The sequence below is a fragment of the Macrococcus bovicus genome, from assembly GCF_030376725.1.
Classification (GTDB): Bacteria; Bacillota; Bacilli; order Staphylococcales; family Staphylococcaceae; genus Macrococcus; species Macrococcus bovicus.
Window position 1 is genome coordinate 216083 of sequence record NZ_CP128470.1, and the last position, 15783, is coordinate 231865.

Annotated in this window: 20 protein-coding genes; all 20 read left to right on the forward strand. The window is 40.7% G+C overall.

Annotated features, from left to right (window positions below; translation table 11 throughout):
* Positions 1 to 10: 10 nt before the first annotated feature.
* The 20 genes from rpsE to QSV55_RS01620 all read left to right on the forward strand — a co-directional run bounded on the left by rpsE (position 11) and on the right by QSV55_RS01620 (position 14933).
* Positions 11 to 508: a 30S ribosomal protein S5 gene (rpsE, locus tag QSV55_RS01525; protein WP_133451655.1), complete on the forward strand. Its 498-nt coding sequence runs from the start codon at positions 11 to 13 to the stop codon at positions 506 to 508.
* 13 nt (positions 509 to 521) lie between these two features.
* Entirely contained in the window at positions 522 to 701 is a 180-nt protein-coding gene (gene rpmD, locus QSV55_RS01530) for a 50S ribosomal protein L30 (protein ID WP_133431436.1), read from the forward strand.
* Positions 702 to 730: 29 nt separating this feature from the next.
* A complete protein-coding gene (gene rplO, locus QSV55_RS01535; RefSeq protein WP_133451654.1) occupies positions 731 to 1171 on the forward strand; it encodes a 50S ribosomal protein L15 in 441 nt (146 codons plus the stop codon).
* Positions 1171 to 2460, forward strand: coding sequence for a preprotein translocase subunit SecY (secY, locus tag QSV55_RS01540; protein ID WP_289650411.1), 1290 nt, complete (start codon positions 1171 to 1173; stop codon positions 2458 to 2460). The genes rplO and secY overlap by 1 nt, the downstream gene beginning before the upstream one ends.
* Before the next feature lie 15 nt (positions 2461 to 2475).
* Positions 2476 to 3123, forward strand: coding sequence for an adenylate kinase (locus QSV55_RS01545; RefSeq protein WP_289650412.1), 648 nt, complete (start codon positions 2476 to 2478; stop codon positions 3121 to 3123).
* 187 nt (positions 3124 to 3310) lie between these two features.
* Positions 3311 to 3529: a translation initiation factor IF-1 gene (gene infA / locus QSV55_RS01550; protein ID WP_133417855.1), complete on the forward strand. Its 219-nt coding sequence runs from the start codon at positions 3311 to 3313 to the stop codon at positions 3527 to 3529.
* Positions 3530 to 3561: 32 nt separating this feature from the next.
* Entirely contained in the window at positions 3562 to 3675 is a 114-nt protein-coding gene (gene rpmJ, locus QSV55_RS01555; protein WP_089831635.1) for a 50S ribosomal protein L36, read from the forward strand.
* A 19-nt stretch (positions 3676 to 3694) separates the two neighbouring features.
* Positions 3695 to 4060: a 30S ribosomal protein S13 gene (gene rpsM, locus QSV55_RS01560; RefSeq protein ID WP_133451650.1), complete on the forward strand. Its 366-nt coding sequence runs from the start codon at positions 3695 to 3697 to the stop codon at positions 4058 to 4060.
* 22 nt (positions 4061 to 4082) lie between these two features.
* The gene (rpsK, locus tag QSV55_RS01565) at positions 4083 to 4472 is read left to right on the forward strand and encodes a 30S ribosomal protein S11 (protein WP_133451649.1); all 390 of its coding nucleotides are present in this window, start codon (positions 4083 to 4085) and stop codon (positions 4470 to 4472) included.
* Positions 4473 to 4550: 78 nt separating this feature from the next.
* Positions 4551 to 5495: a DNA-directed RNA polymerase subunit alpha gene (locus QSV55_RS01570; protein WP_133451648.1), complete on the forward strand. Its 945-nt coding sequence runs from the start codon at positions 4551 to 4553 to the stop codon at positions 5493 to 5495.
* 18 nt (positions 5496 to 5513) lie between these two features.
* On the forward strand, positions 5514 to 5882 hold the full coding sequence (gene rplQ / locus QSV55_RS01575; RefSeq protein ID WP_133431442.1) for a 50S ribosomal protein L17: 369 nt from the start codon (positions 5514 to 5516) through the stop codon (positions 5880 to 5882).
* 250 nt (positions 5883 to 6132) lie between these two features.
* The gene (locus tag QSV55_RS01580) at positions 6133 to 6924 is read left to right on the forward strand and encodes an energy-coupling factor transporter ATPase (protein ID WP_289650413.1); all 792 of its coding nucleotides are present in this window, start codon (positions 6133 to 6135) and stop codon (positions 6922 to 6924) included.
* Positions 6921 to 7772: an energy-coupling factor transporter ATPase gene (locus tag QSV55_RS01585; protein ID WP_289650414.1), complete on the forward strand. Its 852-nt coding sequence runs from the start codon at positions 6921 to 6923 to the stop codon at positions 7770 to 7772. The genes QSV55_RS01580 and QSV55_RS01585 overlap by 4 nt, the downstream gene beginning before the upstream one ends.
* Complete coding sequence (locus tag QSV55_RS01590) at positions 7762 to 8559, forward strand: energy-coupling factor transporter transmembrane component T family protein (protein WP_289650415.1); 798 nt, start codon at positions 7762 to 7764, stop codon at positions 8557 to 8559. Before QSV55_RS01585 ends, QSV55_RS01590 begins: the two co-directional genes overlap by 11 nt.
* Before the next feature lie 9 nt (positions 8560 to 8568).
* The gene (gene truA, locus QSV55_RS01595; protein ID WP_289650416.1) at positions 8569 to 9390 is read left to right on the forward strand and encodes a tRNA pseudouridine(38-40) synthase TruA; all 822 of its coding nucleotides are present in this window, start codon (positions 8569 to 8571) and stop codon (positions 9388 to 9390) included.
* 118 nt (positions 9391 to 9508) lie between these two features.
* Complete coding sequence (rplM, locus tag QSV55_RS01600; protein WP_239047514.1) at positions 9509 to 9946, forward strand: 50S ribosomal protein L13; 438 nt, start codon at positions 9509 to 9511, stop codon at positions 9944 to 9946.
* 19 nt (positions 9947 to 9965) lie between these two features.
* Positions 9966 to 10358 (forward strand): 30S ribosomal protein S9, encoded by a 393-nt coding sequence (rpsI, locus tag QSV55_RS01605; RefSeq protein WP_133431452.1) that lies wholly within the window; start codon positions 9966 to 9968, stop codon positions 10356 to 10358.
* A gap of 72 nt (positions 10359 to 10430) precedes the next feature.
* Positions 10431 to 10760: a hypothetical protein gene (locus QSV55_RS01610; RefSeq protein WP_289650417.1), complete on the forward strand. Its 330-nt coding sequence runs from the start codon at positions 10431 to 10433 to the stop codon at positions 10758 to 10760.
* Positions 10761 to 11003: 243 nt separating this feature from the next.
* Positions 11004 to 12707, forward strand: coding sequence for an ABC transporter ATP-binding protein (locus QSV55_RS01615; protein WP_289650418.1), 1704 nt, complete (start codon positions 11004 to 11006; stop codon positions 12705 to 12707).
* Between the two features lie 237 nt (positions 12708 to 12944).
* Entirely contained in the window at positions 12945 to 14933 is a 1989-nt protein-coding gene (locus QSV55_RS01620) for an elongation factor G (RefSeq protein ID WP_289650419.1), read from the forward strand.
* Positions 14934 to 15783 lie beyond the last annotated feature (850 nt).

Genomic DNA, 15783 nt, shown 5'->3' on the forward strand with positions numbered 1-15783 from the left:
GGGACACTTAATGCGTCGTGAAAGAGAAGTAAAAGAATTTGAAGAACGCGTAGTTACGATTAACCGTGTTTCTAAAGTAGTTAAGGGTGGACGTCGTATGCGTTTCACTGCACTTGTAGTCGTTGGAGATAAAAACGGTCGCGTTGGTTTCGGTACTGGTAAAGCACAAGAAGTACCAGAAGCGATCAAAAAAGCAATCGAAGATGCAAAGAAAAACTTAATCACTGTTCCTCGTGTAGAGGGTACGACTCCTCACCAAGTCATTGGTCGTTTCGGTGCGGGTAGCGTATTAATTAAACCAGCTGCACCTGGTACTGGGGTTATCGCTGGTGGTCCAGTGCGTGCCGTGCTTGAATTAGCAGGTATCACTGACATCTTATCTAAATCTTTAGGTTCAAACACACCAATCAACATGGTCCGCGCGACAGTTGAAGGCTTAAAAGAACTTAAAGTGGCTGAAGAAGTAGCTCAGTTACGTGGAAAAACAGTCGAAGAACTATTAAATTAAGGAGGGCATACACATGGCTAAATTACAAATTTCCCTCACTCGTAGTATCATCGGTCGTCCTGAAACACAACGTAAAACTGTTGCTGCTTTAGGTCTTAAAAAAATGCATCAGACAGTTGAAGTTGATGACAACCCTGCGATTCGTGGGCAAATCAATAAAGTAAGTCACTTAGTGACAGTTAAAGAAATTTAATTTCTATTATTAATTAAGGAGGTGCCGTAATGAAATTACATGAGATGAAACCTGTTGAAGGTGCTCGTAAAGAACGTAACCGTGTAGGCCGTGGTATGGCTTCAGGTAACGGTAAAACAAGTGGCCGTGGACATAAAGGTCAGAAAGCTCGTTCAGGTGGTGGCGTACGTTTAGGCTTCGAAGGTGGTCAATTACCATTATTCCGTCGTCTGCCAAAACGTGGTTTCACTAACATCAACCGTAAAGAATATGCTATCGTTAACTTAAGCGAATTAGATCGTTTCGAAGAAGGTACTGAAGTAACGCCAGCATTATTACTTGAAACTGGTGTAGTAAGTGCTGAAAAATCAGGAATCAAGATTCTTGGTAACGGAGAACTGTCTAAAAAGCTTACAGTCAAAGCTCATAAATTCTCAGCTTCTGCGATTGAAGCAATTGAAAGTAAGGGCGGAACTCACGAGGTGATCTAATGTTTGAGACACTCAAGAATTTCTTCACAACAAAAGAAATTCGTAGCAAGATATTGTTTACACTCGCTATGTTATTAATCTTTAAGATCGGAACTTACATTCCGGTCCCGGGTGTTAACCCTGGTGCCTTTGACACACAAGGCAACGCTGGTGTGACTGATTTATTCAACACATTCGGCGGGGGCGCATTAAAGAACTTCTCCATTCTAGCAATGGGGATTATGCCTTATATCACGGCATCTATCGTCATGCAGCTTCTGCAGATGGATGTTGTACCGAAACTGACGGAATGGTCTAAGCAAGGTGAAGTAGGACGTAAGAAGATCAATCAGGTGACGCGTTACTTCACAATTATCTTAGCCTTCATTCAAGGTTTGGGAATGAGTTATAGCTTTAACAATATGCTTGGAGGCCAGTTGATTCAGAACACATCGATCTGGAGCTTCTTGCTGATTGCACTTGTCTTAACTGCTGGGACTGCATTTTTAGTGTGGTTAGGCGAACAGATTACACAGTACGGTGTCGGTAATGGTATCTCTATCATTATCTTCGCAGGTATTCTGTCTTCTATCCCTACAGCACTTGGACAGTTCTATCAGCAGAGTTTCGTCGGTGCTGAAGATACGACGATGGCAATCCTGAAAGCAGTGGGCTTACTTGTGGGTATGATTCTATTAACAGCGGGTGCGGTATTTGTACTGCAGGCAGTACGTAAAATTCCGATTCAATATGCTAAACGTCAAACAGGCAATCGTCTTGCACCACAGGCAACATTCCTTCCTATGAAGGTCAATGCTGCCGGTGTAATTCCGGTGATCTTCGCGATGGCATTCTTTATGTTGCCGAAGACACTGACAATGTTCTTCCCGACACAAGATTGGGCTCAGAATGTTGCGACTTATGCAGACCCTACTCATGGTGTCGGCATGGTCATCTATATCGTTCTCATTATCGCGTTCTCTTACTTTTATGCCTTTGTCCAGGTCAACCCTGAACAGATGGCAGAGAATTTAAGAAAACAAGGGAGTTATGTACCGGGCATCCGTCCTGGTAAATCAACTCAAGACTATATTACACGCGTATTATATCGCTTAACTTTTGTCGGTTCATTATTCCTTGCTGGTATTTCGATTCTGCCGCTTATTGCGACAACCTTCATGAACTTGCCTCAGTCACTTCGTATCGGGGGTACAAGTTTACTGATCGTTATCGGTGTAGCACTTGAAACAATGGCTCAATTAAAAGCTCAGCTTAATCAACGTGAATATAGAGGATTTAGAAGACGTTAGTAGGAGGGCAAATTAATGAACATCATTTTAATGGGTTTACCTGGTGCAGGTAAAGGAACTCAAGCGAGTGAGATTATTAAGAAATACCCTATCCCACATATTTCAACTGGTGACATGTTCCGCGCTGCTATCAAGAACGGCACACCGCTCGGCAACGAAGCGAAGTCATTCATGGATAAAGGCGAACTTGTACCAGATGAAGTGACTATTGGTATAGTGAAAGAACGTTTAGCAGAAGAAGATGCTAAAAAAGGATTTTTACTTGATGGTTTCCCACGTACAGTTGAACAGGCTGAAGCACTGAATCATATTCTTGCAGAGTCAGATCGTAAGATTGAAGCTGTGATCAATATTGAAGTGCAGGAAGAAGAACTGATGAACCGTCTGACGGGACGTCGGATCTGTGAAACTTGCGGAACAACTTATCATCTTGTATTCAATCCGCCTAAAGTAGAAGGTATTTGTGACCTTGATGGTGGTAAATTATATCAACGTGAGGATGACAATCCTGAAACTGTTGCTAATCGCTTAAGCGTTAATATCAAGCAGACGAAGCCGTTACTCGACTTTTACAGCGAGCAGGGCGTGCTGAAGAATATTGACGGTTCCAGAGAGATTCAAGACGTGACAGCTGACGTTGAAGGTATTTTAACTAACCTTTAATTCACATTACCGTTTCGCCTCCGGGTGAAGATACTTTTTATGTTCCAAATCAATCTTTGTGATATGACGTTATCCTCACCTAAAGTCCAAACAAGCTCGTGGATTTATTGCACCGAATCATTTATAATAGATGAGTTGACAATGTATCTCGACTTTCTTGAAACTTCAAAAAAGGGGGCAAATGATAATGGCTAAGCAAGATGTTATTGAATTAGAAGGTACAGTACTTGATACTTTACCGAATGCAATGTTCAAAGTAGAACTGGAAAATGGTCATGAGATCTTAGCACACGTAAGTGGCAAAATCCGCATGAACTATATCCGTATTCTGCCAGGTGACAAAGTAACAGTGGAAATGAGTCCATACGATTTAACGCGTGGACGCATCACGTATCGTTTCAAATAAACGAACTCCATCATAAATAGGAGGTTATAAACATGAAAGTAAGACCATCAGTTAAACCTATGTGCGAAAAATGTAAAGTTATTCGTCGTAATGGTAAAGTAATGGTAATTTGTGAGAACCCAAAACACAAACAAAAACAAGGATAAAAATGGAGGTGCACTATAAATGGCACGTATCGCAGGTGTAGATATCCCTCGTGAGAAACGCGTTGTTATCGCGTTAACTTACATTTATGGTATCGGTAAAACTTCCGCACAAAAGATCCTTTCAGAAGCTGGTATTTCTGAAGATACTCGTGTGCGCGACTTAACAGAAGATGAATTAAACAAAATCCGTGAAACGGTTGACGGTTACAAAGTAGAAGGTGACCTTCGTCGTGAAACGAACTTAAACATCAAACGTCTGATGGAGATTGCTTCTTACAGAGGTATCCGTCACCGTCGTGGTTTACCGGTTCGTGGTCAGAACACTAAAAACAATGCACGTACTCGTAAAGGCCCAGTTAAAACGGTCGCTAACAAAAAGAAATAATAAGTAAAGGAGTGAAACATAAATGGCTCGTAAACAAGTATCTCGTAAACGTAGAGTTAAAAAGAATATTGAAAACGGTGTAGCTCACATCCGTTCAACATTCAACAATACAATCGTCACAATTACTGATGAATTCGGTAATGCTTTATCTTGGTCATCAGCTGGTGCGTTAGGTTTCAGAGGTTCTCGTAAATCTACTCCATTCGCAGCACAAATGGCTTCAGAAACTGCTACTAAAGCAGCAATGGAACACGGCTTAAAAACAGTTGAAGTGACAGTTAAAGGTCCAGGTGCAGGTCGTGAAGCAGCTATCCGTGCTTTACAATCAGCTGGTCTTGAAATCACAGCGATCAAAGACGTAACGCCAGTTCCTCACAACGGTTGTCGTCCGCCAAAACGTCGTCGCGTATAATTTTATTTAGTACTTCAGTTCATTTACAATAGCAGTAGCACTAAAAATTATTCGACGTTGTTGAAGGAGGATAAATAAATGATTGAAATCGAAAAGCCTAGAATTGAGACAGTTGAAATCAGTGAAGATTCTAAATTCGGTAAATTCGTTGTTGAACCGTTGGAACGTGGTTATGGGACAACTTTAGGTAACTCCTTACGTCGTATCCTACTTTCTTCATTACCTGGTGCGGCTGTTAAAAACATCGAAATCGAAGGCGTACTCCACGAATTCTCTACAGTAGAGAACGTAGTAGAAGACGTGACAACAATGATCATGAACATCAAAGGACTGGCGCTTAAAATCTACTCAGATGAAGATAAAGTGCTTGAAATCGATGTGAAAGATGAAGGGATTGTCACTGCCAAAGATATCATGCATGACAGCGACGTTGAGATTTTAAATCCTGATTTAAAAATCGCAACAGTATCCAAAGGTGGACACCTGAAAATGCGTTTAATCGCGAATGCAGGTCGTGGCTATGCTTTAGCTGAAGATAACAATACGAGTGATTTACCAATTGGTGTGATTCCAGTGGATTCTCTTTATACACCAGTTGAGCGTGTGAACTATACTGTTGAAAATACACGTGTAGGGCAAAGTACGAACTTTGATAAATTAACTTTAGATGTCTGGACAGACGGATCATTAACACCACAGGAAGCAGTATCGCTGGGTGCGAAGATCATGACTGAACATTTGAACATCTTTGTTAACTTAACAGATGAAGCACAGAACGCTGAAATCATGATTGAAAAAGAAGAAGATCACAAAGAAAAAGTACTTGAAATGTCTATCGAAGAATTAGACTTATCAGTACGTTCATACAACTGCTTAAAACGTGCAGGAATTAACTCTGTACAGGAACTTGCAGATAAATCTGAGGCGGACATGATGAAAGTTCGCAACTTAGGCCGCAAGTCACTGGAAGAAGTTAAATTTAAACTCGAAGACTTAGGTCTTGGATTAAGAAAAGAAGACTAGTAAAAGGAGGTACGATTCATGGGTTACAGAAAATTAGGCCGCACTTCAGATCAACGTAAAGCGATGTTACGCGATTTAGCTACATCTTTAATCGTGAACGAACGTATCGAAACAACTGAAGCTCGTGCGAAAGAATTACGTAGAATTGTTGAAAAATTAATCACTTTAGGTAAACGCGGTGACTTACATGCTCGTCGTCAGGCAGCAGAAGTATTACGTCGTGTTGAAATCACTAACGAAGATGACACTACTCAATTCGCAGTACAAAAATTATTCAATGAAGTGGCACCACGTTACAACGAACGTCAAGGTGGCTACACTCGTATCATGAAAGTTGGACCACGTCGCGGAGACGGTTCAGAAATGGTTATCATTGAATTAGTTTAATTCATGTTTATAGAGATCACTTATCTTACACACACACTATAAGCAAATGAGTGCAACGATAATGTTTACCACACATAGATATTGTCTAGCTCAGAGTATTCTGCCACAACTGAACAACGATATGCGTGAACTCCTGTGGCAGAGTGCGCGCTTTTTTCATTCTTAATCCTTTTAGCAGGCGCTAAAAGGTTTTTTTTATGACCGGTATTTACGGTATACTGGTAATACATACTTTGGAGGAGGAATACAGATGCTGCAGGTCCATCACGTGAGTTATCAATATGAAGAGCAGGAGGCGCCTGCACTGACGGATGTCTCTTTCTCCATCAGGCGCGGTGAATGGGTCTCCATTGTCGGCCATAACGGCTCGGGCAAGTCGACCTTAGTCAAACTCCTCGGTGCGATCATGCCGCTCCAGACAGGCGAGATCACGATTGATGGGCTGCCGGTCACTGCAGAGAACGGCTATGAAGTGCACGGTAAAGTCGGCATGGTGTTCCAGAACCCGGATAATCAGTTTGTCGGTGCGACAGTCGAGGATGATGTAGCGTTCGGGCTTGAGAATTACGGCATTGAACATGATGAGATGCACCGGCGGGTCGATGCCGTGCTGAGGGCGGTCTCTATGGACCATATGAAGACACATGAGCCGCATCACTTGTCAGGCGGCCAGAAACAGCGCGTGGCGATAGCGGGCGTTATCGCTTTACGCCCCGATATCATCATCCTGGACGAAGCGACTGCCATGCTGGATCCTGAAGGTCGCCTGGAAGTGCTCGCGACCATCCGTCAGCTGCAGCGTGAGTTAAATCTCACTGTCATCGCCATCACCCATGACCTCGAGGAGACGCTGGAAGCGGACCGTCTTTTAGTGATGCATCAAGGGAGGCTCGTGATGGAGGGGACACCGGAAGCGTTATTTGAGCGTGGTGATGAACTGGAGGCGATCGGTCTGCCGCTGCCGTTCTCGATGCGCATGTACCAGATGATCACAGGGACATCTAAATTTGTGAAGGATGAGGAGCTGCTCGAGTACTTATGATTAAATTTGACCAGACAGGCTTCGCTTATTCGAAAGGGACTCCTTTTGAAGTGCGGGCGCTGCACGCCATAACAACAGACTTCAGGCTTGGACGGTATTACGCTGTTATCGGTCATACAGGGAGCGGGAAATCAACGCTTATTCAGCACTTGAATGCTCTGCTGAAACCGACAGAAGGCATGATGCATTTTGACGACGTCCAGGTCACAGCGAAGACGAAGAGTAAAGAGCTGCTACCGCTCCGTCGTAAAGTCGGGGTTGTTTTTCAGTTCGCTGAACAGCAGCTCTTTGAAGAGACCGTGCTCAAGGATATTATTTTCGGGCCCCTCAACTACGGGGTACCTAAAGAAGAAGCCATCGAGCGGGCTTACCGTCTGGCAACCCTCCTTGCCATAGATGAAAGCCTCTTCAGTCGTTCGCCTTTTGAGCTCTCAGGCGGACAGATGCGGCGTGTGGCGATAGCTGGGGTTCTCGCCATGGAGCCGGACATACTGGTTCTCGACGAACCGACAGCGGGCCTTGATCCGCGCGGCCAGGAAGAGATCATGGCGCTCTTTGACGATATCCAGGCGACCGGCATGACCATCATCTTGGTGACGCACCAGATGGACCAGGCTGCTCGTGCGGATGAGATCAAAGTGCTGCACGACGGCCGACTGGTGCTGGAAGGGACACCGGCAGAGATATTCAGTAGAGACCTCACACCGTATGACATGATGCCTCCAAAAGTGGTGCAGCTGCAGCGTGCCGTAGAAGAGAAGCACGGCATCAAGTTCCCGGCGCTCGCGCTGAATATGCACGACTTCAGCCGCATGTATCAGGACTGGAGGCAGCACGATGCTCGATAAAATGGTACTCGGCCGCTACGTGCCGCTCGACTCATTCGTTCACCGCCTGGATCCGCGGACGAAGATCATCTTCGTCTTCCTGATGACGATCGTGATCTTCTTTGCGAATAACGTCATCACCTACGCCTTCCTGATCCTCGTCATCCTAGGCATTCTCTATGCAGCGAAACTGAAGCTGTCCTTCCTGCTCGCAGGTCTGAAGCCGATACTGATCCTGTTGCTCTTTACGTTCTTCATGCATCTCTTCTGGACGAAAGGCGGCGGCACACTCTTTAAGCTCGGCTTTATCACAGTCGACCGGAACGGCGTCGAGCAGGGGATCTTCATCATGCTCCGTTTTGTCCTTATCATTATCCTGACGACCATCATGACGCTGTCAACAAGCCCTATCTCGCTGACAGATGCCATCGAGACCCTCTTCAGACCGCTGAAGAAAATCAAAGTGCCGGTCCATGAACTCGCGCTCATGATGTCGATCGCACTGCGCTTCATCCCGACCTTGATGGATGAGACGCAGAAGATCATGCGGGCACAGATGTCACGGGGCTCTGATATGACGACAGGCAGCCCGGTAAAGCGGCTGAAAGCTATCGTCCCGCTGCTGGTGCCGCTCTTTGTCTCGGCCTTTAAGCGGGCAGAAGATCTCGCTGTCGCGATGGAGGTGCGGGGCTACCGGGGTGACATCGGCCGCACGAAATACCGCAAGCTGCACTGGCGACAGGCGGACACGCTCGCCCTGCTTGCAATCATCCCGATTACATTATTGATCCTGTACTTCAGGAATTAGAGGTGACTCATGCGTATACTATTACAGCTGACTTATAACGGTGCGAACTTTCAGGGCTTTCAGATCCAGAATGAAGGGCGCACCGTGCAGTACGAACTGGAGCGCATCCTAAAGCGTATGCACCGGGATTTCGTACGTATTCATCCATCATCGCGTACCGACAAAGGGGTCCATGCCCTCTGTCAGTACGTCCATTTCGATACTCATCTGAAGCTGACACCCGACAAATGGCAGCATGCCTTCAACTCGGCGCTGCCGGATGATATCTATATCACAGCCGTCAGAGAGATTCCTGAGACGTTCCACAGCCGCTATGACTGTATCGGTAAAGCCTACCGCTATAAGATCTACCAGGCGCCGCACAGAGACGTCATGAAGACGGGACTCGAGACGTGGTATCCTTATGACCTGGACCTTGCGAAAATGAATGAAGCGGCGCAAGCCTTTCTCGGCACACACGACTTCACCTCCTTCTGTTCAGCGAAGACGGAGATTGAGAACAAAGAACGGACCATCTACAGCTTCACCGTGACGAAGACGCGTGACGGCTACGACTTCCACGTCATCGGCTCAGGGTTCCTCTACAACATGGTCAGAATCATGGTGCAGCATCTGCTCGATATCGGACAAGGCAGACGTCAGGATGATACGACAGCGCTACTTGCCGCACGTGACCGTAAGAAAGCGGGCAAGACCGCACCGGCAGAAGGACTCTACCTCGAGAAGATCTATCTGACCCCTGAAGAACTGGCAGAAGACATCCCGCCGGGCACGAAAATAATTACCAAAAATACACCGAAGTCATTGACAACAGACCCCGGAATGTTATAAGATAGACAACGGTATTGTTTAATATCAACCACTACAATAAGCCCCGGAAACTTATTGTGTTACAGATATATAGACAGAAATCATGAGGGAACTTTTTTTATTTTAGGAGGAAAAACACATGCGTCAAACATTCATGGCAAACGAATCAAACATCGAACGCAAATGGTACGTTGTTGATGCAGAAGGACAAACATTAGGTCGTCTTTCTTCAGAAGTAGCATCTATCTTACGCGGTAAAAACAAACCAACATTCACACCACACGTTGACTGTGGCGATCACGTGATCATCATCAACGCTGAGAAAATCCAGTTCACTGGTAACAAAGCACAAGACAAAATCTACTACCGTCACTCATTACACCCAGGTGGTTTAAAACAGATCTCTGCTGGTGAATTACGTGAGAAAAACCCAGTACGTTTATTAGAAACATCTATCAAAGGGATGTTACCAAAAGGTTCACTCGGCGATAAAATGGGCAAAAAATTACACGTATACGCTGGACCAGAACACAAAAACCAAGCACAACAACCTGTAAACTACGAGTTACGTGGTTAATTAAGAGGAGGACAATACATTGGCACAAGTTGAATACCAAGGCACAGGCCGTCGTAAACATTCAGTAGCACGTGTACGTTTAGTACCAGGCGAAGGTAACATCACAATCAACAAACGTGACGTACGTGACTACTTACCATTTGAATCATTAATCTTAGACTTAAACCAACCATTCGATATCACTGAAACTAAAGGCAACTACGACGTATTAGTCAACGTACGTGGCGGCGGTTTCACTGGACAAGCACAAGCAATCCGTCACGGTATCGCACGTGCATTAATCGAAGCAGATCCAGAATACCGTGGATCATTAAAACGCGCGGGCATGTTAACACGTGACCCACGTATGAAAGAACGTAAAAAACCAGGTCTTAAAGGCGCTCGTCGTTCACCACAGTTCTCAAAACGTTAATATCGTTGTTATATCAAGGTTCAAAGCACTTCTTGAAATCTTCCAGGAAGTGCTTTTTTATATGGTTTCGACATGGATGTTAAGTTATCGAGCATTAGTAAAATATATATCAATGAATTAATAACTGACAGAAATCAATTGGATGAAGATTCATATAGAACACTAGTAAAATTAACAGAAGGGTACAATCAACTCCATGGTAAATCTACAAAATTAGATTTACCTGACCAAGAAAAGATAGCGATTGCTAAAGCAGCAATCGGTATTATTGCAATTGATGGCATAGCTTTAAGTGATGAGTACATTGATTTATTATATAAAAATGCCAGAGGAGAAGTCACAGGTAGACAATTTGATGAGTATGTTAGACATGGAATTTATCCAGGGGAGAATGAGTGGTGATTACACCTATTGAAGATCATGTTTTTATTATAATAAAATGAATTGTTGTAATCAGTCCAAGTATAGTTTAATATTAAATTAACAGATAAGTCTGTAAACTTAAATTGAAAGGAAGATACAAATGAGAGCATTCTTCAATGTAGTAAATGTAACTAAAGCCGCGGAGGTCGTTTACCTTTAAGCTTTAAGTTTCTTTAGGTTTTTATTGGTAGACGACACCAATAAACTTAAGGAGCCATCACATTGAAATACAAAAAATTCTTTTCATTTTACAAACCATATAAAAAGATTTTCAGTTTAACGTTGCTAAGCACTTTGTTTGTGACTTTTAGTACTTTAACAATTCCTCTTATCATTCAATACATCACGGAAAACTTAATCAGCAACTTCTCAGAATCAAATCTTAGGTCAGTGATTCTAATTGGTGCATTATTATTAAGTTTAGTGTTTGTCCAGTTTCTATGTCATATCTTCATAGACTATTATGGACATGTCATGGGAGCAAAGATGGAGAAAGATATGAGTGAAGAACTATTTGATCACATACAGCAACAGGACCATGCTTTTTTCGATACGACGAGTACGGGGAGTTTGATGTCACGGTTAACACATGATCTGGAGAATCTTTCAGAGCTGTACCATCATGGACCGGAAGATTTTGTGATGTATTTAGTCCGTTTTGTCGGAGCAATCGTCATTTTGTCGTTCATAGAGGTCAAGTTAACATTAGTGTTGCTACTTTACGTACCAGTGACATTGTTTGTTTATTTCTATTTTTTAAAAAAATTAAATGTTATTTATGCTGAAGATAAAGAAAAGAGTGCGGAAATTAGTGGTTTCCTGGAAAATTCTTTAGCAGGTATAAAGGTCACGAAGTCTTTTACGAATGAGTACTTAATTTCGAGAAATTATAAACAATTGAATGCTGAAGCAATTGAAATAAAGAAGAAAGTCCATAAAACTGAAGCTCTGTATTCTGAAATAATTGGTTCTTTAATGCAATCGATGCCTATTGTTATTATCATAATAGGAGCAGTCCTGATTATGAATAAAGAATTAACAATACCAGCATTATTAACTTTTATATTATACGTAGGGAACATTACTTCACCTATAGAAGCCTTTGTTAGACTTTCTGTCATGTATAACGAAGGGCTATCTGGATTTAATAGATTTTATAATCTGTTGTTAAAGAAACCGAATATTATCAAGAATTCTATTAATAAGATTAACAACATTGAATCCATTGTGTTTGATAAGGTAACCTTTAAATATGATGACAGTAATGTACTGAACAATTTTGATCTATCGATTACTAAAGGAGAATATATCGCTTTAGTCGGTCCATCTGGATCAGGTAAGTCAACAGTAGCTAACTTGTTGCCACGATTTTATGATGTTAATAATGGATCTATAAAAATTAATGGACAAGATATTAAAGATATTGATCTTGAAAGTTTAAGAAAATCGATAGGAATCGTTCAGCAGGACGTATATATTTATTCATGTTCTGCTTATGAGAACATTAAGTATGGAAATCCAGATGCGACAATGGAAGAAGTCATGAATGCTGCAAAACTCGCAAATGCTCATGAATTTATATCTGAGTTACCTGAAGGCTATCATACACTCCTTGGTGAAAAAGGAGCAAGATTATCTGGAGGACAGAAACAGCGAATCAGTATTGCCAGACTGTTTCTGAAAAATCCCGAGATTGTGATATTCGATGAAGCAACGAGTGCCCTTGATACATTCAGCGAGAAGATTGTTCAGGAATCACTTGAAAATTTAACTGAGAATAGAACGACGTTAGTCATCGCTCATAGATTATCTACTGTTAAAAATGCGGATAAAATTTATGTACTGACGAAAGACGGGATTATCGAATCTGGAAGTCATCAGGCACTAATAGACGCAAAAGGATACTACAGCAGAATGTATGTATAGAAATAACTGAAAAGGACTTTCCAAGGTAGATGGAAAGTCCTTTCTTAATAAATGAATCAATGTAATAGTTATAATCGTAAGATTATTAAAATTTTAAATATTTACAATTTACTAAATTATATAATGGAGGTATTCGACATGAGAGCAAATACAACAATACAGGGGAAAATAAAAAATAAGGGGAAATTCGCCTAAATTACCCGACTAACTGCGATACCCCTTTAAGTTGGGGATTCAATGAATAAAAATAAAATAATAAATATCGGTATTTTAGCACATATAGATGCCGGTAAAACAAGTTTGACTGAACGTATATTATTTGAAGCAAGTATCATAAAGGAATTAGGTAGTGTGGATAAAGGTACCACACAGATGGATACGCTTGATATTGAGAAAGAAAGAGGTATAACGATTAAGTCAGTGGTCACCTCTTTCAAGACAAATGGTACTAAAGTGAATATCATTGATACACCGGGACATCCTGATTTCATTTCGGAAGTTGATAGAATCTTATCAGTTCTGGATGGCGTAATTCTAGTGGTTTCTGCAGTTGAAGGTGTACAGGCACAGACTATTACTTTAATGAAAATATTAAAGAAAATGAATCTGCCAGTCCTGATCTTTGTAAATAAGATTGATCGAAAAGGTGCAGATATAGATAGGGTAGTAAAAGAAATACAAAATCGATTAAGTGATAATGTTATTACATTAGGTGAGACTACTAATGCCGGAGAAAATGATTCTCATTTCCTACCGTTTCGTTATTCCGATGAAACTTTTCTTAATCATGCAATCAATCTATTAGGTGAAAATAGCACTCATTTTTCAGAAATCTTTATTAAAAACGAGGGCAATTTACTTGAGGAGACAGAAAGAGAATTTATAAAACAAGTGGAGAAAGGTCTACTGTATCCCATCGTATTTGGATCTGCTAAAACAGGTGAAACGGTAGATTATCTCATCAATCAATTGGTAAGACTTTTCCCTTCCTCCGCCAATAAAAAGTATGAGAAGTTACAAGGCTATATCTTTAAGATGGAGAAAGATGAAAGAAATGAATCAGTTGCATATGCTCGTATTTTTTCCGGGGAAGTTAATCCGAGACGGAAGATTCAATATGGTGATAAAAAAGAGGATAAAGTAACGCGTGTTCTAAAACCGGAAGAGGGAGCTTTTATCCAAATTGATTATATTCCCGCTGGTGACATTGCGATCATATATGGACTCAATGATGCACGCATTGGGGATTATATTGGAGAACATCATTATTCACTTACTAATTACTTTAGTCCTCCGACAATAACATCAGTGATTCATCCGGTAAACCTCAATCAGAAGATGGATATGTATAATACATTAAAGGAACTTGAAAAAATGGATCCTACCCTTCAGGTCTATAATGATACTGAAACAAATGAAGTGCAACTTTCATTATATGGAGAAGTCCAAAAAGAAGTGATTTCTAAAACTTTAATGGATGATTATCAAATCGAAGTGACGTTTGAAAATTCAAATGTCATATACATTGAAAGAATTGCAGGAACGGGAGAAGCTGTTGAATTTCTATCAGAAGATACTAATCCATTCATTGCTACAGTAGGGTTAAGAATAGAACCGAATGAATTAAATGGTGGAAATCAATTTGTCATCGAGGTTGAGAATGGAGCAATGCCGAAGCCCTTTTTCCGTGCAATTGAAGAGACTGTCTATAAGACGCTTAAAGAAGGATTATATGGATATGAAGTACATGATTGCATCGTCTATCTTACACATACAGAGTACTGGGCAAGACAAAGTGCCTCACACGGTGGATTTGATAAGAATATGTCATCTAAAGGCAGTGACTTTAGATTACTAACACCATTGGTCTTAATGAAGGCGCTGAAGAAGGCAGGAACTCATATATGCGAGCCATATGATGAACTCTACATTGAAATTCCGAAAGATTCGAACAATAATATACTATCATTATTATCGAAAAATGAAATGAAGATATCATCTCAAACTTTTTCAGAAGATATTATTAGAATTAAAGGGGAAATTCCGACTTCAAATCTTGTTAATATCAATGAAAAATTCAGAGACTTAACTGGTGGCGAAGGTATATTGATGAATGAATTTTTAGAATACCGGAAGACATATAAAAAAGTGTCTTCAAAAAAACGTAACTGCGTAAACCCATTAAATAGAAAAGAATATTTGTTGAGTGTACTAAAAGGGTACTAATAAATGAAGTGTATGTTAACTGAAGTTCTCAAAACTATAATTACCAGAGCTGCTGCGAACTTCTTCGATTACAGATATGATATGCAAATTGTGACAGCAATTTGTTTTAAATAGAAAATGCGTTCAAAGCACTTTCCAGCAGTTACTGGAGAGTGCTTTTTTGTTTAGAAATTTCCTTATAATTCACTTGGTAAATTTATAGTTTTATATGAATTCATTTTTTAACATTAAATTACTTTAATAAAATTCAAATTCTATATCGTATTACTAAACCGATTTTAGGTACGTGAAGAATCAAAATATGATTATAAAGTAAATGACGAGATTATTGGATAAGATGAAGCCTATGAAGTAAATGAAAGAATTTTTTATAATCCTATCGATAGAAAGAAAAGAAACAAACCAACCTTACGAACGTTAAAAACGATTTATGAAATAAATTATTATGATCATCTTAGTTATTATAAAGTGAAAGATTTGTTGTCTGTTAAGTTTGTTGATGAATTTATCGCATTGATTGAGACAAAAGAGTTTAAATACGTTGCTGATCAATAATGATTGTAAGGAGAGATACAATGGAGAATGAAAAACCTACTGAGCAACCAGCAAGAAGAAAAGCTAGTGAGATAAGGAAAGGATTAAAAGCAAAAAGGTATTATAATAAATAGAAAAAGTAGAAAAAATGTTTAAATTTCTAAAAAGTGAATTTCAAATTCAATTTGAAACATATTCAAGTTTGGGGTACAAACTTGGAAAAGATTAATTTATTAATACAAATCTATAATAACGATGAAAATCGAATGGTATTTACAAAATAAAAATAAAAATGAAATTATGGAAGAGTATTACC